Annotated in this window: 25 protein-coding genes; 9 read left to right on the plus strand and 16 right to left on the minus strand. The window is 59.1% G+C overall.

All coding sequences use genetic code 11. The features are described 5' to 3' along the window. The first annotated feature begins 80 nt into the window (after positions 1-80). Genes iolD through ACR0DX_RS06055 form a run of 5 tightly spaced genes read left to right on the plus strand, consistent with a single transcriptional unit; the run spans position 81 to position 5648 of the window. Positions 81-1913, plus strand: coding sequence for a 3D-(3,5/4)-trihydroxycyclohexane-1,2-dione acylhydrolase (decyclizing) (iolD, locus tag ACR0DX_RS06035; protein WP_170724098.1), 1833 nt, complete (start codon positions 81-83; stop codon positions 1911-1913). Then, positions 1910-2809 carry a myo-inosose-2 dehydratase gene (iolE, locus tag ACR0DX_RS06040; RefSeq protein WP_170724099.1) on the plus strand — a complete coding sequence of 300 codons (900 nt, stop codon included), beginning with the start codon at positions 1910-1912 and terminating at the stop codon, positions 2807-2809. The genes iolD and iolE overlap by 4 nt, the downstream gene beginning before the upstream one ends. Before the next feature lie 47 nt (positions 2810-2856). Further along, positions 2857-4038, plus strand: a complete 1182-nt coding sequence (locus ACR0DX_RS06045) for a phytanoyl-CoA dioxygenase family protein (protein WP_170353420.1) — start codon at positions 2857-2859, stop codon at positions 4036-4038. Positions 4039-4086: 48 nt separating this feature from the next. Then, positions 4087-4893, plus strand: a complete 807-nt coding sequence (iolB, locus tag ACR0DX_RS06050; protein WP_170353419.1) for a 5-deoxy-glucuronate isomerase — start codon at positions 4087-4089, stop codon at positions 4891-4893. Further along, positions 4890-5648: an SDR family oxidoreductase gene (locus ACR0DX_RS06055; protein WP_170353418.1), complete on the plus strand. Its 759-nt coding sequence runs from the start codon at positions 4890-4892 to the stop codon at positions 5646-5648. The genes iolB and ACR0DX_RS06055 overlap by 4 nt, the downstream gene beginning before the upstream one ends. Before the next feature lie 58 nt (positions 5649-5706). On the opposite strand, the gene ACR0DX_RS06060 is transcribed toward ACR0DX_RS06055, so the two are convergent. From ACR0DX_RS06060 to iolC, 3 genes are read right to left on the minus strand one after another with little or no spacing between them, the layout of a single operon-like run. Beyond that, a complete protein-coding gene (locus ACR0DX_RS06060) occupies positions 5707-6546 on the minus strand; it encodes a class II fructose-bisphosphate aldolase (RefSeq protein WP_170527252.1) in 840 nt (279 codons plus the stop codon). Continuing rightward, complete coding sequence (locus ACR0DX_RS06065) at positions 6543-7379, minus strand: 5-deoxy-glucuronate isomerase (protein WP_170353416.1); 837 nt, start codon at positions 7377-7379, stop codon at positions 6543-6545. The genes ACR0DX_RS06060 and ACR0DX_RS06065 overlap by 4 nt, the downstream gene beginning before the upstream one ends. 8 nt (positions 7380-7387) lie before the next feature. Next, on the minus strand, positions 7388-8356 hold the full coding sequence (gene iolC, locus ACR0DX_RS06070) for a 5-dehydro-2-deoxygluconokinase (RefSeq protein WP_170353952.1): 969 nt from the start codon (positions 8354-8356) through the stop codon (positions 7388-7390). A gap of 127 nt (positions 8357-8483) precedes the next feature. Between iolC and ACR0DX_RS06075 the strand changes: the two genes are divergently transcribed. Beyond that, on the plus strand, positions 8484-9587 hold the full coding sequence (locus ACR0DX_RS06075; RefSeq protein WP_480845484.1) for a Gfo/Idh/MocA family protein: 1104 nt from the start codon (positions 8484-8486) through the stop codon (positions 9585-9587). Positions 9588-9623: 36 nt separating this feature from the next. After that, positions 9624-10757, plus strand: coding sequence for a Gfo/Idh/MocA family protein (locus tag ACR0DX_RS06080; RefSeq protein ID WP_480845487.1), 1134 nt, complete (start codon positions 9624-9626; stop codon positions 10755-10757). Here ACR0DX_RS06080 and ACR0DX_RS06085 read toward each other — a convergent pair whose 3' ends face one another. From ACR0DX_RS06085 to ACR0DX_RS06145, 13 genes are all read right to left on the minus strand, one after another. Then, positions 10758-11756, minus strand: coding sequence for a LacI family DNA-binding transcriptional regulator (locus ACR0DX_RS06085; RefSeq protein ID WP_170353413.1), 999 nt, complete (start codon positions 11754-11756; stop codon positions 10758-10760). A gap of 281 nt (positions 11757-12037) precedes the next feature. Next, positions 12038-13423 (minus strand): aldehyde dehydrogenase family protein, encoded by a 1386-nt coding sequence (locus ACR0DX_RS06090; RefSeq protein ID WP_170353412.1) that lies wholly within the window; start codon positions 13421-13423, stop codon positions 12038-12040. After that, positions 13420-15093, minus strand: coding sequence for an acetolactate synthase large subunit (locus ACR0DX_RS06095; protein ID WP_170353411.1), 1674 nt, complete (start codon positions 15091-15093; stop codon positions 13420-13422). The genes ACR0DX_RS06090 and ACR0DX_RS06095 overlap by 4 nt, the downstream gene beginning before the upstream one ends. An 84-nt stretch (positions 15094-15177) precedes the next feature. Next, positions 15178-16686 (minus strand): FMN-binding glutamate synthase family protein, encoded by a 1509-nt coding sequence (locus ACR0DX_RS06100; protein WP_170353410.1) that lies wholly within the window; start codon positions 16684-16686, stop codon positions 15178-15180. Between the two features lie 643 nt (positions 16687-17329). Beyond that, positions 17330-17989 (minus strand): urease accessory protein UreG, encoded by a 660-nt coding sequence (gene ureG, locus ACR0DX_RS06105; RefSeq protein ID WP_170353409.1) that lies wholly within the window; start codon positions 17987-17989, stop codon positions 17330-17332. Continuing rightward, a complete protein-coding gene (locus tag ACR0DX_RS06110; protein WP_480845491.1) occupies positions 17986-18654 on the minus strand; it encodes an urease accessory protein UreF in 669 nt (222 codons plus the stop codon). The genes ureG and ACR0DX_RS06110 overlap by 4 nt, the downstream gene beginning before the upstream one ends. Then, complete coding sequence (locus ACR0DX_RS06115) at positions 18620-19072, minus strand: urease accessory protein UreE (RefSeq protein WP_170353408.1); 453 nt, start codon at positions 19070-19072, stop codon at positions 18620-18622. The genes ACR0DX_RS06110 and ACR0DX_RS06115 overlap by 35 nt, the downstream gene beginning before the upstream one ends. Positions 19073-19100: 28 nt before the next feature. After that, positions 19101-19325: a DUF1127 domain-containing protein gene (locus tag ACR0DX_RS06120; RefSeq protein ID WP_170353407.1), complete on the minus strand. Its 225-nt coding sequence runs from the start codon at positions 19323-19325 to the stop codon at positions 19101-19103. Positions 19326-19446: 121 nt separating this feature from the next. After that, positions 19447-21207: an urease subunit alpha gene (gene ureC / locus ACR0DX_RS06125; protein ID WP_480845494.1), complete on the minus strand. Its 1761-nt coding sequence runs from the start codon at positions 21205-21207 to the stop codon at positions 19447-19449. Continuing rightward, complete coding sequence (locus ACR0DX_RS06130; RefSeq protein ID WP_170353405.1) at positions 21207-21512, minus strand: urease subunit beta; 306 nt, start codon at positions 21510-21512, stop codon at positions 21207-21209. Before ACR0DX_RS06130 ends, ureC begins: the two co-directional genes overlap by 1 nt. After that, positions 21509-21670 (minus strand): peptidase M23, encoded by a 162-nt coding sequence (locus ACR0DX_RS06135; protein WP_170353404.1) that lies wholly within the window; start codon positions 21668-21670, stop codon positions 21509-21511. The genes ACR0DX_RS06130 and ACR0DX_RS06135 overlap by 4 nt, the downstream gene beginning before the upstream one ends. 15 nt (positions 21671-21685) lie before the next feature. Beyond that, entirely contained in the window at positions 21686-21988 is a 303-nt protein-coding gene (locus ACR0DX_RS06140) for an urease subunit gamma (RefSeq protein WP_152460019.1), read from the minus strand. A 1-nt stretch (position 21989) separates the two neighbouring features. Further along, entirely contained in the window at positions 21990-22844 is an 855-nt protein-coding gene (locus ACR0DX_RS06145; RefSeq protein WP_480845496.1) for an urease accessory protein UreD, read from the minus strand. A gap of 360 nt (positions 22845-23204) precedes the next feature. On the opposite strand from ACR0DX_RS06145, the gene urtA reads away from it, so the two are divergent. Together urtA and urtB are read left to right on the plus strand one after the other, a co-directional pair. Next, positions 23205-24485 (plus strand): urea ABC transporter substrate-binding protein, encoded by a 1281-nt coding sequence (gene urtA, locus ACR0DX_RS06150; protein WP_480845499.1) that lies wholly within the window; start codon positions 23205-23207, stop codon positions 24483-24485. Positions 24486-24546: 61 nt separating this feature from the next. After that, positions 24547-26499, plus strand: a complete 1953-nt coding sequence (gene urtB / locus ACR0DX_RS06155; RefSeq protein WP_170353402.1) for an urea ABC transporter permease subunit UrtB — start codon at positions 24547-24549, stop codon at positions 26497-26499. Position 26500: the final 1 nt, after the last annotated feature.

Consider the following 26500-nt stretch of genomic DNA (forward strand, 5'->3'; position numbering starts at 1 on the left):
CCCAACCCTGGGCTCAAGCGTCCAACATTTAACGAAAATTCTGGAATGGCCAAATTGGCCTTGTGTTGAAAGGGATCACAATGGGCAAAACAGTCCGACTGACCACAGCGCAAGCTTTGGTGCGCTATCTGGGCGCGCAATTGAACGAGGCTGGAGAGCCGTTTATCGCAGGCGTCTGGGCCATCTTTGGCCATGGGAATGTGGCTGGGCTGGGCGAGGCGCTGCATGCAGTGAAAGACAGCTTGCCCACCTATCGCGGCCATAACGAGCAGACCATGGCCCATTGCGCGATTGCCTATGCCAAGCAAAAGCGGCGGACGCAGACGATGGCGGTGACGTCCTCGATCGGGCCAGGAGCCACGAATATGGTGACGGCGGCGGCGCTGGCCTATGTGAACCGGCTGCCGGTCTTGCTGTTGCCGGGTGATGTGTTTGCGACGCGCGGGCCCGATCCGGTTCTGCAACAGCCCGAGAATTTCAGCGACGGTACGGTCAGCGCCAATGACTGCTTCCGCCCGGTCAGCCGTTATTTCGACCGCATCACGCGACCTGAACATCTGCTGACCGCTCTGCCGCGCGCCTTCCGCACCATGACGGACCCCGCGGATTGCGGGCCGGTCACACTCTCCTTCTGTCAGGACGTGCAGGCCGAAGCTTATGACTATCCCGAAAGTTTCTTTGAGCCCCGCGTCTGGTATCAGCGCCGCATCCGCCCGGATGAAGGTGAGCTGGCCCGCGCAGTGGCGGCGCTCAAGGCGGCTAAACGTCCGGTGATCATCGCCGGGGGCGGCGTGCACTATTCGGATGCGACGAAAGCGTTGCAGAGCTTTGCGGAGATGCACAACATCCCCGTCACCGAAACACAGGCCGGCAAGTCCGCGTTGGCCTGGGACCATCCGTTGAACCTGGGCCCCGTTGGCGTGACCGGGGGTGAACCGGCCAATGATGTTTGCGCCGAAGCTGATCTGGTTTTGGCAGTAGGGACGCGGTTGCAGGATTTCACAACTGGGTCATGGGGCCTGTTCTCGAACCCGGATCGCGAGATGGTGTGCCTGAACACCAACGCCTATGACGCTGAAAAACACGGCGCGATGCCGCTGCAATCGGACGCGCGCGTCGGGTTGGAGGAGTTGGGCGCTGCCCTTCAAGGCTATCGCGCTGATCCGGTTTCGGACACGCTCAAGGCGGATTGGTATGGTAAGGTCGATAAGCTGACGGACGCGCCCGGCGACGGGAACGCACTGCCGACGGATATGCAGGTGGTGGGCGCAGTCCAGCGCGCCTCGCATAACGATACGGTGGTGATGTGTGCGGCTGGGACCATGCCGGGTGAACTGCACAAACTGTGGAAAGCCCCGCGCCCTGGCGCATATCACATGGAATACGGCTTCAGCTGCATGGGGTACGAGATCGCGGGCGCCATGGGCATCAAGATGGCCGAGCCCGAGCGCGACGTGATCTGCTTTACCGGCGACGGCACCTATATGATGGCCAATTCCGAGATGGCCTCGGCCGCGATGATGGGTGTCTCGTTTACCGTGGTGATCACCGACAACCGGGGCTTTGGTTGCATCAACCGCCTGCAGATGGGCACCGGTGGGGCCGAGTTTAACAACCTGTTGGACCATGCGGTGCATGAGAACCCGTCCAATATCGACTTTGCCGCCCATGCGGCGGCGATGGGGGCGACCTCGGTCAAGGTCGGCTCGATTGCCGAGCTCGAGGACGCGCTTGCCAAACGCGCCGATATCAAGGGGCCGTATGTGGTTGTCATCGATACCGATCCCTACCCCTCGACCGAATATGGCGGCACGTGGTGGGAAGTGGCGGTGCCCGAGGTCAGCATCCGCCCTGAAGTGAACGAAAAACGCGCGGCTTACGAGCTGGCGATCAAGGAAAGAAATACCAAATGAGCGTGAAAATCGGAATCTCTCCGATCGCGTGGCAGAATGATGATCTGCCGGATCTGACCGCTGCCTACACCATGGAGCAGGCGCTGAAGGAGTCGCGTGAGATCGGCTATACAGGCGTTGAGCGCGGCCAACGGATGCCCGGCGATACTGAAGGTTTGCGCGCCTATCTTGAGGCGAATGACATTGCGCTTTGCGGTGGTTGGTGTTCGGGCGCGTCGCTGGTGAATGATTTTGCCACCGAACGCGAGGCTGTGCGCGAACAGGTCGAACAATTCGTGGCGCTGAACAGCCCCTGTATCGTATACGCCGAATGCTCGAACACCGTTCAGGGTCAGATCGGAACGCCGGTGAACGACCGCCCGAAACTGTCGAAAGATGAAGTTCTGGCCTACGCCGCTAAGATCAGCGAATTGGCCAAGTGTATGGCGGATCAGGGTATGCCCATGGCCTATCACCATCACATGGGTACGATCATCGAAAGCGAAGACGACGTGAACTGGCTGATGGAAGGGTCGGACCCCGAGGTCAAGCTGTGCTTTGACACCGGCCATTTGCTGTTTGGCGGCGGCGATGTGCTGGCCACCCTGAACCGCTGGGGCGACCGCGTGCATCACGTGCATTTCAAGGATATCCGCCCGCAGGTCGTACAGGATACGCGCGAGAACAATCGCAGCTTTCTGGATGCCGTCATTGCTGGGGCCTTCACCGTGCCGGGAGATGGCTGCATCGACTTTCAGGCCGTCGCAAACGCGCTGAAGACGATGGATTACAGCGGCTGGATCGTGGTTGAGGCCGAACAGGATCCCGCCAAAGCGCCACCCTACGAATATTCGAAGAAGGGTTACGAGCACATTGTCGAAGTCTGTGGGGAGGCTGGGCTGACGATCACTGCATAACTCACCGCCCGATGGGCAACACCGAAGCCATGAGAAAGGAGAAGATCATGGTGCACCAAGAGCTTGGATATGTCGGATATTTTGACCGGGAATCCTGTGATCTGGATGAATTCAAGGTGTTGACCTCTCAGGCCCTACAGGCGTCAGCGGTGCCCCATGCGGCGGGCATTGAAAAGAACGTACCCGTTTATGACATGAATACCCTGCGGCCTGCGTTAGAGGATGGCGCGCAGCGTCAAGCTCTGCTTGCGGAATGGGGGCAGGTGTTGAACAGCTCGGCCGGAGTGATCGCGCTGAAAGGCGCTTATGCGGATACCACCGTGATCGACCGGGCCACCGAGGTGTTTCAGCAGATCATCGACGAAGAGCGCGAAGGTGGGGCAGGCGAAGGCGATCACTTTGCGGCCTCGGGTGCCAATGACCGGGTGTGGAATGCGCTGCAAAAGCAATGCATGAAGGATCCCGAAGGTTTTGCGCTCTACTTTGGCAATACCTCGATTGCGGCCGTGTGTGAGGCGTGGCTGGGACCGAATTATCAGATGACTGCGCAAGTCAATCAGGTCCGCCCCGGTGGCAAGGCACAGCAAGCGCATCGGGACTACCATCTGGGGTTTCAAAGCGCCGAAAGCGCCGCGCGGTATCCGGCCCATGCGCATTTGGTGACAGCGACTCTGACTTTGCAGGGCGCGGTGGCACATTGCGATATGCCGGCCGAAAGTGGCCCGACCAAGCTGTTGCCGTTTTCGCAGCTTTATGCGCCGGGCTATCTGGCGTTTCACGATGCAGCCCATCGCGATCATTTCGAAGGCAACTACATCCAGCTGCCACTGGACAAAGGGGATGCTGTTTTCTTCAACCCGGCGCTGTTTCATGCGGCGGGCGAGAACCGCAGCGCGGATATCAACAGAATGGCAAACCTGCTTCAGGTCTCTTCAGCCTTTGGGCGCGCGATGGAGGCCATCGACCGGCGCGCCATGTCGCTGAGGGCGTTCCCGGCACTGGTGGCGCTGAAGCAGCGTGGCGATCTGTCGGGGCCGGAGTTGGATGCGGCTATTGCGGCCACTGCCGAGGGTTATCCGTTTCCGACAAATCTGGATACAGACCCACCGGTTGGCGGAAACGCCCCCGCCAGTCAAGCCGATATCCTGCGCAGCGCGGTATCCGAAGGGTGGACAGAAGAACAGCTGGCACAGACGCTTGCAGCGCTGGAAACCCGACAGGCAGCATAAGGCAATATCGGGCGGGCGACCATGCCCGCCCAACACGGAGAACACGAGATGGCGGACCTTTTGAAAAAACCCTTCGGCACGCGCGGTAAGGTGCACGATATCACCCCGGCCAGTGCCGGTTGGCGCTATGTCGGGTTTGGTCTCTATCATCTTCGCGCGGGCGACACAGCTTCTGAGGTGACTGGCGACCGCGAGGTTATTTTGGTCATGGTAGAAGGCAAGGCGCAGATCACCGGAGCCGGACAGGACTGGGGCATGCTGGGCGACCGGATGGACGTGTTCGAAAAGACCCCTCCGCATTGCCTGTACCTGCCCAACGGGACCGACTGGCAGGCGGTTGCGGAAACTGATTGCATCATCGCGGTATGCACAGCCCCTGGCAAAGGCGGACATCAAGTGCGTCGTATCGGGCCGGACGGCATTACTCTGACCGAACGGGGCAAGGGTACTAACACGCGCTACATTAACAACATCGCGATGGAGGGCGAAGACTACGCCGACAGTCTTCTGGTAACCGAGGTCTTTACACCCAATGGCAACTGGTCCTCTTTCCCAAGCCATCGCCATGACGAGGATGATTTTCCCCGCATCACCTATTTGGAAGAGACCTATTACCACCGCCTGAACCCCGCCAACGGGTTCGGCATTCAGCGCGTCTATACCGATGACGGCCAGTTGGACGAGACGATGGCTGTGTCCGATGGCGATGTTGTGACCGTGCCGCGGGGCCATCACCCTTGCGGCGCGCCCTATGGGTTTGAGATGTACTATCTGAACGTCATGGCAGGCCCTCTGCGCAAGTGGCGGTTTGTTCCGGCCCCCGAGGTCGAATGGATCATGGAGCGAGATAGTTGACCCAAGATTTTGCGAACTACCCCAGTTTGAAAGGCAAAACCGTCGTAATTACCGGCGGCGCTGGTGGTATCGGAGCGCGGACCGTCCGAGCGTTTGCCCAGCAAGGCACGAAAGTCGGGTTTCTGGATATCAACGCTGATGCCGGGCACGCACTGCTGGCCGAGCTGGAAGGCGAGCACGCGTTCGCGCAGTGCGATCTGCGCGACGTCGACGCGCTGCGCGACGCACTGGAGCAACTGTCCGAGGAACTGGGCCCGGCGCATGTTCTGGTCAACAATGCGGCCCATGATGATCGCCACGACTGGCGCGAAGTCACACCGGAATATTGGGATGAACGTATGGCGACGAATATCCGCCACATGTTCTTTGCCATTCAGGCTGTTGCGCCCGGTATGATCGCGGCAGGCGGCGGCTCGATCATCAATCTGGGTTCGAATTCCTGGTGGGAATGTGGCGCAGGGTTCCCGGCCTATGCCACGGCGAAATCCGCCGTGCATGGCCTGACCCGCACAATGGCGCGCGAGTTGGGCGATCATCGCATACGCGTCAATACTGTCGTTCCCGGCTGGATCATGACCGAGCGCCAAAAGGACCTGTGGGTCACGCCCGAGGCGCTGGCAAAACAGGTTGACCGCCAGTGTCTGCCGGACCCGATCGACCCGGTCTATGTGGCGCGGATGGTGGTTTTTCTGGCCTCAGACGATGCCGCCATGTGCAGCGCCGGGAATTTCATGGTCGAGGGTGGCTCGATCTGACCCTGCTCTTTCGCGGCATCCGGCTTGTGGGGGCCGCGACCCGTTGACCATGTGTGTCTTACTTCTGCGGTGGTGCCCCAAAAGCGCGGATCACGGCGCGGGCGGCGGCCTCGACCGGGTCTTGCGTTTCTTTCAAGATAGTCACGCGATCAAATCGGTTTGGGTCGCTGTTGACTGCTGCGCGTAGGGCATTCCCAAAGGCCATCCGCAGTTCGGTGCCGATGTTGAACTTGCAGATCGACGTGTCGCGCGACAGCCGCGCGCGCTGTTCCACCGGCACGCCCGAGCCGCCATGGATCACCAAGGGGACCTCGGTCAATGCGTCGATCTCGGCAATGCGGGCCTCGTCCAATCCGCCTTCTTTGTCTTGTTGCAAATGTACATTGCCGACCGAGATCGCCATCGCATCGACACCGCTTTGCCGGGCGAATTGCGCCGCCTCGGCGGGGTCTGTGCCGTTCGATCCTTCCCCGCCGGAATAGCCGACAAACCCGATCTCACCCTCGCAGGAGATTCCTGCCTTATAGGCCATTTCGGCGATGGCGGCGGTCTCGTCAATATTCTGCTGCAGAGGCTTGCGCGAGCCGTCGAACATCAACGAGGTAAAGCCGCTGTCCAGAGCGATCTTGCACTCCTCATACGTATAGCCGTGATCCAGATGCGCCACGACAGGGACCGAGGCGTTTTCAGCCAGGTGCCGGAACATTTTTCCCAGAATGGGTAAGGGCGTATGCTCGCGACAGCTTGGTCCGGCTTGCAGGATGACGGGCGCATTTTCGGCTTCGGCTGCGGCCACATAGGCGCGCATGTCCTCCCAGCCCAGCGCTACCAGCCCGCCAACAGCATAGCCCTGCGCGTAGGCCGGTTGCAGCACATCTTTCAGCGTAACAAGGGTCATTTGAACTTGGCGATCATGTCTTTGATGCCCGGAATCGTTTCGATCTGATAGGCATGGGTGGGTTGGAAGTACTGCACCAGAGACCGTTGGGTCAGGCCACCGAGGATGGTGAAGTAATACATCTCGTACCCTGGCAAGACGCAGCAGGGGTGATACCCGGTGTCTATACAAACAGTCGAGCCATCGACGATGTGATAAGCATCGCCAGGGGCGTTATCTTCGCGCTGTAACATCTGCAGACCCGAGCCCCAGTTGGGTTTGAAGCGGAAATTATAGGTCTCATCATGCCGCGTCTCATCGGGTAGGCGGTTGGTGTCGTGCTTGTGGCTGGGGAACCCTGACCAGCCGCCTTGACCAACGGTGAACAACTCACTCACCAGCAGCCGGCCCACTTTGTCGTGCTGCTTTTGACCCAAAATATGTTTGATCTTGCGATGGGTCTTGGTGTCGTCGCTGCCATATTGCACAAGGTCATGTTCACGCACGTCGAAAGGATCCAGCACCTTGTCGTATTTCGCACCAGCTACAAAGACCTCGGCGGATTCAGATACGCAGACCATTTGCGCTTTGGCACCCACGGGAACATAGGCCCCTTCGGGTTCGCCATCCCAGACGTCTTCGCCCCGGTTTCCCAAAGCGGGGAAGGGGACGCCTTCCACGTCGACATCGACGCTGCCGGTTGCCGGAACAATGCAGGTTTCATATCCGGGTACCTGATATTCGAACGCCTCGCCCTTTTTCAATTTGACGATGTTGAAATAGTTCAACGGCACTGTCGGGTCATCAGTATCCACAATGGGTTTGTTCTGGTTGTCGAATGGGGCAATATGCATGAGACCTCCTAGGTCGTTGGACCGGGATGGGACGCCAGAAACGCATCCAGCTCAGACGTCGTTGGCATGGCTGGAGAGCATCCGGGTTTAGACACGACAATGGACGCACAGGCCGACCCGCGCATCACCGCGTCTTTCAGCGGATACCCCGCCGCGATCGATGCCAGCAGACCTGCCATAAAGCTGTCGCCAGCGCCCACAGGTTTGATCGCGTCGACAGGGTAGATACCGGTTTCGATTTCTTGCCCGTTGGCCAGTGTTACTGCGCCTTTTTCACCCATTTTGTAGATTACGACGCGTCCCGGTTTCCCAGCCAGTTCTTGCGCTTTGGCAAAGCCCTTTTCTATACCGCCAGCCATGAAGCCGAATTCTTCATCGTTTCCGACAATCAGATCGCTGGCCGCGCCCGCGCTCGACAAAACATCTGCCGCCACTTCCGCAGACGGCCAGCTGTAAGGACGGTAGTCGATGTCGAAAATCACCGGCAATCCGGCCGAGCGGGCGTTTTGAAGGGCGCGGAATGTGGCGCTGCGCGAGGGTTCAGCCGCAAAGACAGTTCCGGCGGACAGTACGGCTGTGAATGAAGTGTAGTCTACTCGGTCGACGTCTTCTTCGGTGACCTGAAAGTCGACCGCTCCGTTCCGGTAAATGACGTTCTGGAAATCCTCGGTCCGGCTTTCATACAGCGCCAGAGAGGTGCGATATTCACCCCCCAGAACGCGGACGTAAGATGTGTCCACTCCGTAATGGGCCAGCCTGTTCATGCAGAACCGCCCTACCGCGTCATCCGAAATCGACGTGACCAAAGATGCCTGACTGCCAAGTTTTACCAGCCCGGCGCAGATATTGGCTGAAGATCCCCCCAAGTCGGCTCCAAAGGCGCCGGCATCTTCGCTTTTGACACCGACAGGATCTGCAAACAGGTCAATGCCCGCGCGCCCGAAAACAGCAAATCGGTTTCCTTTGATCCCATCCATCAGGGTGCTCACGTCGTGTCCTCCGGCGAAATAGGGCGGGCAGGGATGGTTGGTCCTTGCGTTGAATCGATTCACACGATACTCATTTTGCAACCGGTTGCAAATACAATGTTCGGAGCGGTTGCAAGTGCCAGAAATCGGAATTGGAATCGTCGGCGGCGGCTATATGGGCAAGGCTCATTCGGTCGCAATGGCCGCGGTGGGGGCGGTGTTCAACACAGCATTGCGACCCCGGCTTGAGGTGATCTGCGCGTCGACGTCGCAGAGCGCAGAGCGGTATCGCGCAGCGTATGGGTTCGCGCGGGCGACCAGCGACTGGCGCGCCTTGGTCGCCGACCCAAAGGTCGAGGCAATCGTGATCGCCTCTCCGCAGTCTACGCATCGCCAAATAGCCGAGGCTGCCGTTGCGCTGGGCAAGCCGGTGTTATGCGAAAAGCCTCTGGGCGCGTCACTGGAGGACAGCCGCGCGATGGTGGCGGCCGCTGAAGCGGCCGGTGCAATTAATATGGTTGGGTTCAACTATATCCGGACCCCCGCCAGTCAATATGCAAGACAGTTGATTGCCAGCGGCGAGATTGGCGACGTCACCTGGTTTCGGGGGGAACATACCGAGGATTTCTACGCTGACCCGGATGCTCCGGCGTCATGGCGCACAACGGGTCGGGCTAATGGGACGATTGGTGATCTGGCGCCACATATGGTAAATGGCGCGCTTGCTTTGATCGGACCTATCACGCAGGTGATGGCAGATGTGGAGACCGTCCACCGCCATCGACCGGGCGGAGAGGTCACGAATGACGATCACGCCCAGATGATGTGCCGGTTTGAAAATGGCGTCATGGGGAACCTCTATTTCAGCCGCGTCGCGACGGGACGGAAGATGGGGTACGCCTATGAGATCTCTGGCACCAAAGGCGCGATCCACTTTGATCAGGAGGATCAGAATGCCCTGTGGCTGTACCGCCGCGAAGGGACTGAGGCGTCGCGGGGCTTCACCAAGATCCTGACCGGTCCGGCGCACCCGGACTATGAGCCCTTCTGTCAGGGACCGGGCCATGGCACCGGGTATCAGGACCAGATCATCATCGAAGCGAAGGATTTCCTGCAGGCCATCCATACAGGCCAAAACATCTGGCCGACTTTCCGCGACGGGCATGAGGTGAACCGCGTTCTGGCGGCGGTGCTTGCGTCCTCGGACCAGCGGCAATGGCAGGACGTCAGTCAATTCTGATCGAATAAACGACAAGACAACAGAGAGACTAAGATCATGGCAAAGCTGAAATGGGGCATGATTGGTGGGGGTGAGGGCAGTCAGATCGGGCCCGCGCACCGGTTGGGCGCGCTGGCCGATGGGATGTTTGAATTCACCGCGGGCGCGTTGGACCATCGCCCAGAAGTCGGGCGAGAATATGCTCAGCGTCTGGGCGTGGCGCAGGACCGTGCCTATGGCGACTGGCAAGAAATGTTGGCTGGTGAAAAAGACCGCCCCGACCGCATTGATCTGGTGACGATCGCCACCCCAAACGCGACCCATTTCGAGATCGCCAAAGCCTTTCTCGAGACCGGTTTCCACGTTTTATGCGAGAAGCCGATGACCATGACCGTGGAGGAGGGCGAAGAGATCGTGCGCGTGGCCAAAGCCTCGGGCAGGATCTGCGCGGTGAACTATTGCTATTCCGCCTATCCGATGGTGCGGCAGGCCCGTGCGATGGTGCGGGCGGGCGATATCGGCAAGGTGCGTCTGGTGGTGACGAATTTCAGCCACGGCCACCACGGTGACGCGACCGATGCGGATAACCCCCGCGTGCGTTGGCGCTATGACCCAGCAATGGCAGGCGTCTCTGGTCAATTCGCCGATTGCGGTATCCATGCGCTGCATATGGCGAGCTTCATCAGCGATGACGAGGTCAAGACCCTGTCGGCGGATATGGCCTCGACCATCCCCAGTCGCGAGCTTGAGGATGACGCCATGATCAACTTCCGTACCGAAGGTGGCGCAGTGGGGCGGTTGTGGACATCCTCGGTGGCGATTGGTCGGCAGCACGGATTCGACATTCAGGTCTTTGGCGAAACCGGTGGTTTGCGCTGGGCATCCGAGCAGCCCAATCAGCTTGTCTATACTCCGGTGGGAGGGCGCACTCAGATCATCGAAAAAGGCGAAGGGGGTTTGCACGACGACGCGCAGCGCCTGTCACGCGTGGCTATTGCCCACCCTGAAGGCTTCCCCCTGGCCGTGGCGAATATCTATTGCGATCTGGCCGATGCCATTCAGGGAGAGGTTCGAGATGGCCTGCCGACCCCTGCCGACGGCGTGCGGTCGATAGCTGCCGTTCACGCAGCAGTGGCGTCGTCCAAAAACGATGGGGCTTGGACAGACGCGCGCCCACCGATGTTTCGCTGATTAGGGGTGGGGGCGCAATGTGCCCCGCTCAATCACCCGACAGGGAAAGATTCGGGCCTCGGGGTAGCGGTCGGGGTCTTTCAACATCTCTTCCACAAGATCGACCGACGCCGTGATGATCTGTTTGATCGGCTGGTGGATTGTCGTGAGGTCAACGCTTTCCCAACGCGACATCTCCATGTCGTTCAGGCCGATGATTCCGATATCATGACCCGGCTTTATCCCGTGATCGCTCAAGGCTGACAATGCGCCGATTGACAAAATATCGTCGCCACAAAAATACCCCTCGGCAGGGGTATCCGCCAACAGACGCAGCATTTCGGCGCGACCTGCCTCGAACGAATAGGCCCCCGCGAAGGAATGCGAAACGTTCAGGTCGGGGTGTTTTTCGACCTCTTCCATGAAGCCGCGATAGCGGTCCATGGCAGAGGTCGCGTCTTTGGGACCGCCCAGATAACCGATACGTCTGTACCCTCTTGCAAGCAACTCTCGTGCAGCCATGCGCCCGCATTCCACGTTGTCGATCCCCACCACGTGAACCTCGGGCGACGTGGCAGAACGCCCGAATGTATGCACCACGGGAACGCCTGCATCGTGGAACGCCTTGGCAAAACTTGGCGGCAACGTCGAAGAAGCCACGATGGCCGCATCGACCGAGTATTGCCGCAACATCCTGACGGAGTTTGCGGGCTGAACTTCGTCCGTCAGGTTGACGATCAGGGGCCGCAGGCCGCGTTCCTGAAGGGTGCGGGTGAACAGATCAAACACCTCAAGGAATATGGGGTTGTGAAAGTTGTTCGAGATCAGGCCGATCAGTTTGGTTCGCCCCGTTGTCAGTGACGACGCCAAAGCATTTGGGCTGTAGCCTAGTTCGGCAGCGGCCTTTTCGACTTTGCTGCGGGTTTTGGCTGAAACCGAGGCACCTTCGGTAAAGGTGCGCGACACAGCAGACCGCGAAACTCCGGCCAGCGCCGCGACATCTTTCAGTGTGACACTCATGATGTGGGCCTAATCGGTTTTAGGGAAGAAATTGGTGCGGTCATGAGGAAATACTACGCAATATTGAACCGCGGTTGCAATCGGTTGCAACGGCATCGTTGCAGCAAGAGCAAAGAAAACTGGGCCTGTATGCGAAAACTTGGTCGACCCCAAGGTTAGCAGAAACAGGTATCATCGACACAAAAGGCACCTTCGGCTGCATCAGACAGAAAAGTTGCGGCCTGATCTTTCCTGACGCATCAGGCAAAACAACGGGCAGCTGCTCACGCTAGTCAATGTCCTCAAAGCTTGATTACAGCCATCTTGTCCTGAGTCATGTCATGCATCGTATAGCCGATGCCGCCTGTGTTGTATCCCGATTGCCTCCGTCCCGCGAAGGGCATCCAATCGACCCGGAATGCCGAGTGATCGTTCACCATAACGGCGGTTGCATCCAGATGTCTGATGGCTTGCATGGCCGTGTCCAGAGCTTTGGTGAAGACAGCCGCCTGAAACGCGAAAGGCAGGCTGTTGGCGGCGGCGAACGCATCCTCGATCCTGTCGTAGCTATAGACGCAGACCACGGGTCCAAAGACTTCGGATGTTGAAACCCGAGCGTCGGCGGGTGGGTCCAGCAAGACGGTGGGCGCATACGTAGTCGGACCCAGCTTTCGTCCGCCAGTCAGCAAGGTTGCGCCACCCTCAACGGCCTCGTCCACCCATTCGGCAACGCGATCAACTTCACCTGGGCGGATCAGGGGGCCGCATTCGGTATCTTCCTGACGCGCATCGCCAACCTTAAGTGCGGACGCCGCCTTGGCCAGCTTTTGTGCAATGTCCTCTGCGATGCCCGTGGGCGCGAAAACGCGCTGGACCGAGACGCAGACCTGCCCGGAATGATAGAACCCGCCTTTGGTCACGAGTGGGATCATTCCCTCAATATCGGCGCTTTCATCCACGATCACGGGTGCGGCCCCGCCATGTTCCAGCGCACATCGCACTCCGGGGGCCAGCTTGGACCTCAGCATCCAACCCACCTTGGCCGAGCCGATGAAAGAAAAGAACCCAACGCGCGTGTCGGTGATCATCTGCTCGGCCACGTCGTTGTGGCAAATCGCGAGGTGGCACCAAGTCTCAGGTAAACCAGCCTCATGCAGAATTTCGACAAATGCCTTGCAGGACAGTGGCGTATCCAAAGCGGGTTTGACGATCACCGGGCAGCCTGTAGCCACTGCGGGGGCGACTTGGTGAACGATCAGGTTGAGCGGATGGTTAAACGCGCTGGCCGCGACAACCACGCCTATCGGTTCGCGCTGTGTAAAGGCGACCCGACCCGAGCCCGCCGCTGTCAGGTCCATCGGGATTTCTTTGCCAGCCATATGGCCAATCTCGTGGACGCACAGCTCGACCCCGTCGATTGCGCGGGTCACTTCAATGCGCGCGTCGACCAAAGGCTTGCCACCTTCACTGGCGATCAGCATCGCCAGCTCGTCGGCCCTTTCAGACATGATACGGGCTGTGTTTTTCAGGATCTCGATCCGCTGAAAGGCTGGCAACCACGCGTCGCGCGACCGGTGTAAACCATGGGCCACGTCCAACATGGAATCCACATCATCCCACGTGTTGATCGAAACACTACCGATCTTCTCAAGATCAAAAGGGTTGAGAACGTCCAGAGTGTCGCTCATATCAGGCACACCTTTGCAGCCAGTTCATCAATCAGAACACGCTGGTTTTCGCTGTAGTCCACCGGCAGGTCAATCAGGTGAACGCCGCCCGCCTGGAACGCCTTTTCGAAGGTTGGGACCAGATCCTCGGTACGTGCGATCCGATGGCCGGTCGCGCCGTAACTGTTGGCGTATTGAACGAAATCGGGGTTGTTGAATTCCAGCCCCCAGTCGTCGAACCCCGCATGTGACTGCTTCCACCGGATCATCCCGTATGAGCTGTCATTCAAAACGGTCACAACCAGATTGAGGCCAAGTCGAACCGCGGTCTCGATTTCTTGACTATTCATCATGAACCCGCCGTCGCCACAGATCGCCATGACCCTGCGTTCTGGGTAAAGCTTGGCCGCCATCATGGCCGAAGGCAACCCGGCCCCCATGGTGGCCAGAGCATTGTCCAGCAGGACGGTATTGGGCTGATAGGCAAGATAGTTTCGCGCGTACCAGATTTTATAGATGCCGTTGTCCAGCGCAATGATATCGCAATCGCCCATCACTTTGCGGGTATCGGCTACAAAACGCTGTGGGATTACGGGGAAACGTGGGTCATCGGCACCTTCAGATGTATGCTGGTCGGTCTCTTGCTTGACGCGCTGGAAATAGCTTCGGTCGAAATCCAGCGGGCCGCCCAGTTTATCACCCAGCCGCGCGATGGATTGTGCCAAATCACCGACGACTTCGACCTGCGGGAAATAGACCTGATCGACCTGCGCGGCCTTGTAATTCACATGGATCACCTTGGTGCCGCCTTCCTCCATGAAGAAGGGCGGTTTTTCGACCACGTCATGGCCAACATTGATGATCAGATCGGCCCGTTCGATGGCGCAATGCAGGTAATCGCCATCCGACAGCGCAGCCGTCCCAAGAAACAGGTCGGATCGTTCATCCACCACGCCCTTGCCCATCTGCGTGTTGAAGAAGGGGATCTGCGTGTCTTCGACAAATTTGCTTAGCGCGCTGCGAGCGTACTTGCGGTTGGCTCCGGCACCCAGCAGCAGCAAGGGCATCTTCGCCGACCGGATCATTTCAGCGGCTTCGTTCAGGACCGTGTCGCCCGCGACAGCGTAGTGGCGCGGATGCGGCTCGAGCACATGTTCCGTTGTGTCTTCAGCAGCGATATCTTCTGGCAATTCAAGCAGGACCGCGCCAGGGCGTTCCTCTTGTGCGACGCGGAACGCCTCGCGGATCAGGGACGGGATGGTGTTGCCGTGAACGATCTGCTTGGACATCTTGCAGATCGGGTCGAACAGACCGACCACATCAATGATCTGAAATTGGCCCTGTTTCGACTTCTTGATGGGCTTTTGGCCTGTGATCATGATCAGAGGCATGCCGCCCAGATGCGCATAAGCGGCAGGAGTCGCAAAGTTGGTGGCCCCTGGCCCCAGTGTTGCCATGCAAACACCCGCCTTGCCGGTCAAGCGCCCGTAGGTCGCCGCCATAAATGCCGCGCCCTGTTCATGGCGGGTCAGGACCAGCTCAATCCTTGAGGTCCGTAAGGATTCCAGCACATCCAGGTTTTCCTCACCCGGTACGGCAAAGATATACTCGACCCCTTCGGCCTCAAGCGCTGCGACGAGCAGATCAGAGGCTTTTGTGACAGACGGTGCGTTTTGCGAATGATCGGACATGATGTCTCCTGATAGCGCACCGGATCCGCGCACGAATCCGGCGGTGGCGAAGGTCACAATTGAACTGAGATGAATGGTGCGATGTTATTCCGCTGCTTGCAATTGCGCAGGTTCGGGATACAGCTCGTGCATCGAAACGGATCGGCCATTGTCCAACACGATACGCGCATGGTGTCGTTTCAGCTGGCGCGGTTCGGCCACACCGCAGCTGTGGGCGATTATGCCGACCTCTTTCTTCATGTTCCGGGCATAGCTTGCCACACGTTCCGATTTACTGGTTGGATCAAGGCCGAACTGCAGCTTGGTATTGTGCGTGGTGATTCCGGTCGGGCAGGTATTCTTGTTGCACTGCAACGCTTGAATGCAGCCCAGTGCAAACATGAACCCACGCGCTGAATTCACAAAATCCGCACCCGCGCAAAAGGCCCATGCCACCTCGGACGGGTTGATCATCTTTCCGCTGGCGCAAACCTTGACCCTGTCGCGAAGCCCGTACTTCTTCAGCATATCTACAGTCAGAGGCAGGCTTTCGCGCAGTGGCATCCCCATGTTGTCAATCAGGCTCATCGGGGCCGCACCGGTACCGCCATCCGAGCTGTCGATGGTCACAAAATCCGGCGCGCTTTCTGGCCCACGTTTCAGAATCTCTGTGCACAGATCGTCAAAGAACCCATACGACCCTATAACCGCTTTAAAGCCGACCGGCTTGCCGGTGATGTCGCGCACATAAGCGATCATATCCAGCAGATCGCCCACGCTGTCGATTTCTGGGTGGCGGTTCGGGCTGATCGCGTCCTGACCTACTTGCAACCCGCGGATTTCGGCGATGTCCTCGGTCACTTTGGCGCCGGGCAGGATGCCGCCTTTGCCGGGTTTGGCGCCTTGGCTCAGCTTGATTTCAAACATCTTCACCGCATCATGGGCCGCGACAGTGCGCAACTTGTCCTCGTCAAACCCACCCTCGGGTTTGCGCACCCCGAATTTACCGGTGCCGATCTGGAATACGACATCCGCACCGCTTTCCAGATGATAAGGCGATAGACCGCCCTCGCCGGTATTGATCCACATGCCCGCTTTCTTCGCCCCTTGGGACAGCGCCCGCACGGCTGGGATCGAGATCGCGCCATAGCTCATGCCGGAAATGTTGAACATTGAATCCGTCGTATAGGGGTGGCGTGCAAAGGGGCCAACTGTAACATCCGATGGTCCTTGCGCATCCTGTTCCAGTGTCGGGAAGGGGCAGTTGGCGAAATATACGGTACCCGTGGGGCGTAGATCCCGTGTCGAGCCAAATGCGACGGTGGAGTCCACGTTCTTCGCAGCCCGGTAAACCCAGGATCGTTCCGCCCGGTTGAATGGCATTTCCTCGCGGTCCTGGGCAAAGAAATACTGACGGAAGAATTCCCCCATATGTTCGAAGAAATACCTGAACCGGGCCACAACCGGATAGTTCCTTCGCAGTGTACTTTCCGTTTGTGTCTTGTCCCGAAAGTAGGCGACGACAACCCATAGAGCCGCAAGTCCGACAGCAAAGACAAAAACCAAGGACAGGATTTCCAAAACGCTGAGGAGGGACGTTGATAATTGCGACATGGCTTGGCTCGTCTGTTGTGATCGACCAAAAGTCGCCAGGATCAAGCGGACTTCTAAGTCGAAGAATAAGGATGCAACCTAGATTGGGAGTTCCGAGTCTTTGTTCCAGCAGCAATCACGATTTTGCTAATAAGCGTCAACAAAGCCGTGATGGCGAAAGCCTGTTCACTTTTATATTGGCCTCTGTTTCCCAGAACACTTTTGTTTTTCTTAGCTGATGAGCAGTGCACACACATCTTTGGGGATTAGTACTCAAAGCTTAAGCACCTCAGGCTCCGCCGGATCGTGTGTGCTCACAGAGCGGTCACACAGGTTTGACCCGCTGTCGTCCCGCGCTGTGTTAGGCAAAAGCACTCACACTTTTTATGTCCACGTCCTCAACGCAAAGGCCACCAAAATGATCCGAGCCGTCCTCATCACTGCCAGCATACTCTTTGTGGCCGCCTGCGAAGGTCCAAGCGGCGGCAGCGCAGAAAATCAAACGCAAGAGTTCGAAGAGAGCTTTCGCAATCAGGGCAGCTGATGCTCCAACGTCGGGCTGAATTCGTTTCGGCCCGACGTTTTTTGGGGCAGACGCTGCAAGACTGGTAGAACAATAGGTTCTGAAACCGCGCACCTGTCGTGCGTTTTGCAGTATCAGAGGTTACGCATTCTGAACCACGGGTTGTTGGGCATCTGAGCTTGATGACAGGTTCAATCCACCTATCTGCGCCAGCAGGTCCACAATCCTGTCGACGCTCTGTCTATGTTTCAGAGATGCAAAGACAAACGGCCGCCCGTTGCGCATCCTCGTCGCGTCGCGGTCCATGACGTCCAGCGATGCACCGACATGGGGCGCTAGGTCGGTTTTGTTGATGATCAGGATGTCGGATTTGGTGATCGCGGGGCCACCCTTTCTGGGGATTTCTTCGCCAGCAGCCACGTCAATCACATAGAGCGTCACATCCGCCAATTCGGGGCTGAAGGTGGCAGATAGGTTGTCGCCGCCGCTTTCGATCAGAACAACGTCGACATCGGGGTGCCGGGCCTGCATTTCAGCCACGGCCGCAAGATTGATCGAGGCGTCCTCGCGGATTGCTGTATGCGGGCAGCCACCGGTTTCGACACCGATGATCCTGTCTTGGGGCAGAATCTGCATCCGCATCAGGGCCTCGGCGTCTTCACGGGTGTAGATATCGTTGGTAATTACACCGATTGAAAGCCTGTCGCGCAGTGCCTCAGACAGTGCTGCGGTCAGCGTGGTTTTGCCTGCGCCGACAGGGCCGCCAATGCCCACGCGCAGAGGGCCGTTCATGCTGGTCATGTTCGGAACATCCTTGAATATTGGGTTTCATGTTTCATCGACGCAATGTCCGACAGGAAAGCTGTGGACGTCAGATCGTCCAGTGTCGCATCCAGAGCGTCCGTTGCCACGTGCTGACATAACGGGGTCAGATCTCGGATCAGGCGTTGGCCTTCGGTTTGGCCCAAGGGCACCAGACGCATTGCGCATGCGACCAGATTGGACATGAAGGCTTGCAGATACATCTGTGCCGTCAGCGGCAGAGGCAGGCCGTTCAGTTTTGCGGCGTAGCCCAGAGCCACGGGATAGGTCAGGGATGGCAGGTCAACTGACCATACTTCTGCCGTGACAGTGCTGAACGCTTCCCCCAAAAGGCGCGATTCCATCAAACGCTCGGACGAGGGGCAAAAAGCGCGCGCCATCCTGTCGATTTCAGCAGCCGCATCCGCCGACCCAGCGTGGGCAGCGGCCAGAAAGATGCAATCGGCGCGCCCTGAGCCGTGCTGGATCACATCGGCTATCCACTCCCCCGTTTCAGCGGCCGAGGAAACGCTGCCACTTTCAATGGCCCATTCCAGACCGTGGGAATAGGCGAAGCCGCCCACAGGGTATGCGGGCGACAGCCATTGCGTCAGCGTCAGGATATCGGCGTCAGTGGGCGTGGCCATGGGTCCTGCCGTGGCCATAGGCACCACCTTCGGGGGTGAAAGGCTCGCGGATTTCGCGCACAGTTGCCCCCAGTTTCAACAGCATGTCTCGGATGACGTGATCGACCTGTATCAGCAGGCGATCCGGCTCGACCTGACACGGTGTGTGGCGGTTGCCGATATGCCACGCGATGCGGGTGAGATCGTCGGATGTGACCTCAAGCAGCGCTTCAGGCGCGGCCTGAATGAGAACCTCGCGCCCGTCTTCCAGAACCAATGCGCCGCCATGGTCCAGTGATGTGGTCTGGGACAAATCAATAAGGATTTGTTCGCCGCTGTCGCAGGTCAGAACTTTACGACGCAGAAAACGGTCCTCGTAGGTAAGCGACAGGTGATCAGCGGGATCACCGTGCGTATGGTCACTGTATCGACGAGCAGTGCAGAGCAGGGCGGTCATAGTTTGGCCTCCTCTGCAGCGCGTGCGGTCAGAGCCAGATCGAGTCCGCAAACACCCTGTGAACGATCCGGTCGCGGGTCAGGCCGCGTTTGTGCAGTTCCTCGTCGCTGAGCGATTGCAGGAACTCGACTTGCCGAACCCGTGTCTGAGCTTCGGCCATGCGGATCAGCATGGAATTGACGCGTGTTGCGAAGTTTGCGATCAGCCCGAATAGCGAGAACCGCGTCGGGATATGAGTTGCTGAATGTGCCATTTGGACCCTCGTTTCCGTTGGTCCTCCCATGAGCTTGAAAATGTGTCATGTCAGCCTCATTGAGTAGTGGGTTTTTGGTCATGGCCGCGTTGCAAATGCCGCAACGCAGCACAATTTTTGGTCAAAACATAAAGTACCGCTGGGCCATCGGCAGAACCTCGGCCGGTTGGCAAGTCAGCAATTCGCCATCGGCGCGGACCTCATAGGTTTCGGGGTCAACCTCCACCTGCGGCGTTGCGTTGTTCAGCAGCAGGTCGCGCTTGCCGATGTTGCGGGTGTTTTCGACGGCAACGGTTTGCTTGGCCAGTCCCAGTGTATCACCAATCCCTGCTGCCTGTGCCGCGCCCGAGACGAATGTGATCGCCGAATGCTCGACCGAGCGCCCGTAGGCCCCAAACATCGGTCGGCTATAGACCGGCTGCGGTGTGGGGATCGAAGCATTCGGGTCGCCCATCTGCGCGCAGGCAATGGTGCCGCCCAGCAAAACCATCTCGGGCTTCACGCCAAAGAATGCCGGATTCCATAGCACCAGATCGGCGCGTTTGCCTTCTTCGATACTGCCGATCTGATGGCTTAGGCCGTGGGCAATTGCCGGGTTGATGGTGTATTTGGCGATATAGCGGCGCACGCGCATATTATCGTTCTCGCCGGTTTCCTCGGGCAGGCGGCCGCGCTGTTTCTTCATCTTGTCTGCGGTCTGCCATGTGCGGATCAGAACCTCTCCGACCCGACCCATGGCCTGACTGTCGGACGCGATGATGCTGAAGGCACCCATATCGTGCAGGATATCCTCGGCGGCAATCGTCTCACGCCGGATGCGGCTTTCGGCAAAGGCCACGTCCTCAGGGATGGATTTGTCGAGGTGGTGGCACACCATCAGCATATCCAGATGCTCCTCAACCGTGTTCACGGTGAAGGGGCGCGTCGGGTTGGTCGAGGACGGCAGAACGTGGTTCTCGCCACAGATCTTGATTATGTCCGGGGCATGGCCGCCGCCTGCGCCTTCGGTGTGGAAGGCATGAATGCTCCGGCCCTTCATGGCACCTACGGTGTTTTCCACGAAACCGGATTCGTTCAGCGTGTCGGTATGGATCATCACCTGCACGTCCATCGCATCGGCCACCGTCAGGCAGCAGTCGATGGCGGCAGGGGTTGTGCCCCAATCCTCGTGCAGTTTCAGAGCACAGGCCCCCGCGTTGACTTGTTCTTCCAGCGCGGCGGGCAGCGAGGCGTTGCCCTTACCCGCAAAAGCCAGATTCATCGGAAACGCGTCGGCGGCCTGCAGCATCCGCCCGATATGCCAGGGGCCAGGTGTGCAGGTGGTGGCCAACGTCCCATGGGCCGGGCCAGTGCCGCCGCCCAGCATGGTGGTCAGGCCGGAATGCAGCGCATCTTCGATCTGTTGCGGGCATATGAAATGGATATGGCTGTCGAACCCGCCGGCGGTCAGGATACGCCCTTCGCCCGCGATGGCCTCGGTGCCGGGGCCGATGATGATGTCAACACCGGGCTGCGTGTCGGGATTGCCGGCCTTGCCGATCTTGGCGATGCGTCCGTCTTTCAGACCCACATCCGCCTTGTAGATGCCCGAGTGATCCACGATCAGCGCGTTGGTGATGACCGTGTCCACGGCCCCCTCGGCCCGCGTGGCCTGAGACTGCCCCATCCCGTCGCGGATCACCTTGCCGCCGCCGAATTTGACCTCTTCGCCGTAAAGCAACGCGTTGTCTCCGGTCCCCCCTGTTGCGGCGGCCCCCGCGCGTTCTGCGGTCAGGTCGCGTTCAACCTCGATCACCAGATCTGTGTCGGCCAGCCGCAGTTTATCGCCGGTGGTGGGGCCGAACATGGCGGCATAGTCAGAGCGTTTGATTGTTGCTGGCATCAGAGTGACCCCATGACCTTCTGGTTGAACCCGTAAACCTTGCGTGCCCCTCCGATGGGGATCAGCGAGACCTCGCGCGCCTGACCGGGTTCGAACCGAACGGCGGTGCCCGGCGCGATGTCCAGACGTAGGCCATGTGCGGCGGCGCGGTCGAAATCCAGCGCCGGGTTGGTTTCGGCGAAATGATAGTGCGAGCCGACCTGAACCGGGCGGTCGCCGGTATTGGCGACCATGAGGGTGATTGCCTCGGCGTTCGCGTTCAGGGTGATCTCACCCTCGGCTGGGAACAGCTCTCCGGGGATCATTTGTTTAGCTTTACCATCAATGCGACGGCGGCCAGCGCGACAACCGCCAGACCGACGCCCAAAGTGGCATAGTCTGTGCCATGCGCGTGGACATGTGTGCCGTTGTGGGCCGCAGCGGGGCCAGCAAGGATCAGAGCGGGGAAGAGCATACGGGTCATATCAGTTTTCCTTTGTTAGCGAATAGGGTTGTGGACGGTCACCAGTTTGGTGCCATCAGGGAAGGTGGCTTCGACCTGAACTTCGTGGATCATCTCGGGTACGCCTTCCATGCATTGCGCGCGGGTGATCACCTCGGCTCCGGCTTGCATCATGTCAGCCACGGATCGGCCATCGCGCGCGCCTTCGACTACGGCGTCGGTGATCAGCGCGATCGCCTCGGGGTGGTTCAGCTTGACGCCGCGGGCCAGCCGTTTGCGGGCGACCTCGGCGGCCATGGCGACCAGCAGTTTGTCTTTTTCTCGGGGGGTCAGGTTCATGTCAGATCATCCAGCATCGGGGAAGCGTGTCATTGTTCAGCCGCCGTAGCATCGGCATCAGCGTGCGGCGGAGGGTAAAGCTGTTCTCGGCCAGCACCCGGATCACCAGCAGATCGTCATGGATCAGCGAGGCTCCGGCGGTGTCGGGCAGCATGTCGCGGATGGGGCCCAGCTGGCCCTCGGCGGTGGATGAGACAAAGGCCACCAGCGCCATTGCCCCCGCACCGCCTGCAATATGCGGTTTGGACAGATGGGCGTGCAGATCACCGGTGAACTGCATCGCGTCCAGAAACAAGGGGGTGCTATCGCGCAGGATCTCGATCCGGTCGCGCAGGCGGATATCAGTCAGGGTCTCACCCATGGCCATGCGGCCAAAGACCAGCGGTTCTACCATCAGCGCGGTGGCACTCGGGGCGAGGTCGATCTGTAACCGACGCTCCAGCGCGCTGCCGTCGAACAGGATGGTTTCCTGAGGCAGCCAATTCAGCCGCGCGCCCGGCGCGACGCTCAGGCGGTTCACGATCTGACCCGAGGGGCCGGGTTTGGCTTTGTACGCGCGTTCGCAGGCTTGGGTGGTTAGCGTCAGGGTCGTGTCTTTGCTCGCGTGGCCGGTAAAGCGGAACGTGTCACCTCCGGTGATCCCACCTGCGGTGTTCAGCAGTACAGCGTCTAACGCGTCACCATCGGTGCGCGGGAACAGGCATTTGAAAGAGCCTGACTGCCGGAACCCATCCAGAACCGAGGTTTTGCCCAATCGTTTGGCACTCAGCCGAATCGCACCCTGTGCGCGCGGCGGTTGCGCGGCCTGCGTGGGCAATATCGAGGCATGATGTGTAATGGGGCACCTGCGGATCACGTTGTTATGCCGCCTGTTTCACCGTTTGGGCGTCGGAACTCTATTCTTCCGTGTCGGATTTGGGTGGTGTTTCGGTGTGACGGATTAATTTTTAGGCGATCACGTTAACGACTGCCTTAAAATTAAACAAATACGACGGATCGAGGGAAATGATCTGTCAACCATTTGCTAAATTCTCTGCGATGCAGAAACCGTATGGGTGCCCGCCACGGGGACGATCCCTGGGGGTGTGTGACGGCTGCGCGAATTGGACCTCGGACACAACCGCCACACGGAACGCAACAACAGTTGCGGGGATCAGGTAGAAGAAAGGCGCGCTGTTGCGCAAGCCCTCACCTGCGCCCTGCCAGGAGGATCTTTATGACATCTCTCAAATTCACACTTGCCGGTTCGCTTGTCTTTGCTGCCATGGCAACCGCCGCGCTGGCCGAAGAAGACACAATCAAGGTGGGCGTGCTGCACTCGCTGTCGGGCACAATGGCGATCTCGGAAACCACGCTGAAAGACACTATGCTGATGCTGATCGACCAGCAAAACGCCAAGGGTGGCCTGCTGGGCAAACAGCTTGAGGCGGTTGTCGTCGACCCCGCATCGGACTGGCCGCTGTTCGCTGAAAAAGCGCGCGAGCTGCTGACTGTGCATGAGGTGGATGTGATCTTTGGCAACTGGACTTCGGTCAGCCGGAAATCGGTTCTGCCCGTGATCGAAGAGCTGAACGGCCTGCTGTTCTATCCGGTTCAGTACGAGGGCGAAGAATCGTCGAAAAACGTCTTCTACACCGGCGCCGCGCCGAACCAGCAGGCGATCCCTGCGACTGACTACTTCCTGGACGAGCTGGGTGTCGAGAAATTCGCGCTGCTGGGCACTGACTATGTGTACCCGCGGACCACGAACAACATTCTGGAAAGCTACCTGAAGGGTAAAGGCATCGCGGACGAGGATATCTTCGTCAACTACACACCGTTCGGTCACTCCGACTGGTCCAAGATCGTGGCGGACGTTGTCGCGCTGGGCGCGGATGGCAAAAAAGTTGGCGTGATCTCGACCATCAACGGTGACGCAAACATCGGCTTCTATAAAGAACTGGCCGCTGCGGGCGTCTCAGCCGATGACATTCCGGTCGTGGCCTTCTCGGTCGGTGAGGAAGAACTGTCCGGCCTGGACACCACCAACCTTGTGGGCCATCTGGCCGCGTGGAACTACTTCCAGTCGGCAGATACGGATGCGAATGCCGAATTCGTCGAGACATGGAAAGCCACCATGGGCGACGAGCGCGTAACCAATGACCCGATGGAAGCACACTATATCGGCTTCAACATGTGGGTGAACGCCGCGACTGAAGCCGGCTCGACCGAAGTCGACGATGTACGCGCTGCGATGTACGGCCAGGAATTCCCGAACCTGACCGGCGGTACGGCGGTCATGTTGCCGAACCACCACCTGGCAAAACCGGTTCTGATCGGTGAGATTCAGGAAGACGGTCAGTTCGACATCATCAGCGAGACAGATGTTGTTCCGGGTGATGCCTGGACCGACTTCCTGCCGGAATCGGCGGTTCTGATCTCGGATTGGAAAGAGCTGGGCTGCGGTATGTACAACACCGAGACCAAGACCTGCGTTCAGACGCTGTCGAACTACTAAACGACACGCAAGGCGGGTGTGATCGCCCGCCTTGCCCTTAAGACACCTCGGGTTTCACCACATGTTACGACTATTCCTTGCGGGCCTCGCAATCCTGTGCGCCTGCCTGACTGCCAACGCGCAAGAGGGCGGTTTGCAACCGATCCTGCAAGAGCATCAGGAGATCATCGCCAAAAGCTCGCGCAAGACGATCGGGCCTGCCATTGACGCGATTGCAAGCAGTGGTTTGCCGCAGGCGCAGGTGATGCTTGAGACATGGGCCGCCAAAAACGTGTGGATGCGCAAGTCGGATGGCCTGTTCTTTGCCGGGAAAAAGGGTGAGGGACGGTCCTATGAGCTGACCGATTTCGACACCGGAGAGGTGGTCGGCACGTTCGAGAAATCCGACCTGAAACAGTTGAAACCCAATAGCGGCATCCGCGCGATGATCGGCACGGCGCTGGTGCAATTCCAGTTGACCGACCCGGATCGTGCAAAACGACTGGCCGCTTTGACGTCTATCCAACGCGATCCCGAGGGCGCTCTGCTTGAGCCGCTGCGCGCGTCGATTGATGGCGAACCCGATGCCGATCTGAAAGCGCAGAAGCAACGCCTCGAGCGGTTGCTGACCATCGGCTACGACGAAGATACTGCAGCCCGTGTGCCCGCGATCGAGGAGATGTCCGACGATCTGGGTGTGGACGTGCGCGCGGCTTTGAACCCTCTGGTCGTGACCAGGCTGCAGACGGCGACAGATTTACCTTCGGATGTGAATATCGCCGGTGTTCTGCAACCCGGCTCGGATGACCTGTCGCGTGATGCGGCCTATGACCTGTTGGTTGCCAGCGATTTGGCCGCGCCGCGTGTTTCGGCGGATGACATCCTTGCGGCGTTGGCTGCCAATATCGACGGAGGCCGCGTGGGCGGTGTTCCGGTCGCGCAACTGAACTCCGACGCCGCCCGCGCGCAGGCTTATGCGGCGCTGGCCGAAGCCGGAACTGTTCCCGCGTTGATCACGCAGACTGACATCGATGCAGCGCTGGGCGCGCATGTGTTCTTTGAAACCTATGCAGAGCCGTCGGGCGAAGTCACAGCCGCCGCCGAAAAGGCGCTGGACCAAATCGAACTGAAGGTCGGCCTGAACCAGACCCTCGACCTGACGCTGGACGCGATTTCTCTGGCCTCGATCTATTTCCTCGCCGCTATCGGTCTTGCCATCACCTTCGGCGTGATGGGCGTGATCAACATGGCCCATGGCGAGTTCATCATGATGGGCGCCTATACCGGCTATGTGGTGCAGCAGTTTATCCCCGACCATACGCTGTCGATCATCGTCGCCATCCCGATGGCCTTTGCCGTCACTTTCGCCATGGGCGTCGCGATGGAGCGGCTGGTGATCCGTTGGCTTTATTCTCGCCCGCTGGAGACTCTGCTGGCGACGTTTGGTATCTCGATTGCGCTGCAACAACTGGCCAAGAACATCTTTGGCACGCAGGCCCGCCCACTGACTGCACCGGGCTGGCTGGACGGAGCATGGGTGCTGAACGATGTGGTCTCGATCAGTTACATCCGTATCGCGATATTCGTGCTGGCGATGATCTTTCTGGGGCTGTTCCTTTATATCATGAAACGCACACGGCTGGGGCTTGAGATGCGCGCCGTGACGCAGAACCCGCGCATGGCTGGGTCTATGGGCATCAATCCGGGTCGGGTGAACATGCTGACCTTCGGGCTGGGCTCGGGCATCGCCGGGATCGCGGGTGTCGCGATTGGCCTGTTCGCCAAGGTGACCTCCGATCTGGGCAGCGACTATATCGTGCAGAGCTTCATGACGGTGGTTGTCGGCGGTGTCGGCAATATCTGGGGGGCACTGGCGGGGGCCGGCATGATCGGCTTCCTGCAAAAGGGGATCGAGTGGATGAACCCGTCGAACACCCTCGCGGCGCAAACCTACATGATCATCTTCATCATTATCTTCATTCAGTTCCGGCCAAGGGGCATCATCGCCCTCAAGGGCCGCGCGGCGGGGGATTGAG

Source organism: Ruegeria sp. D3, assembly GCF_056534465.1.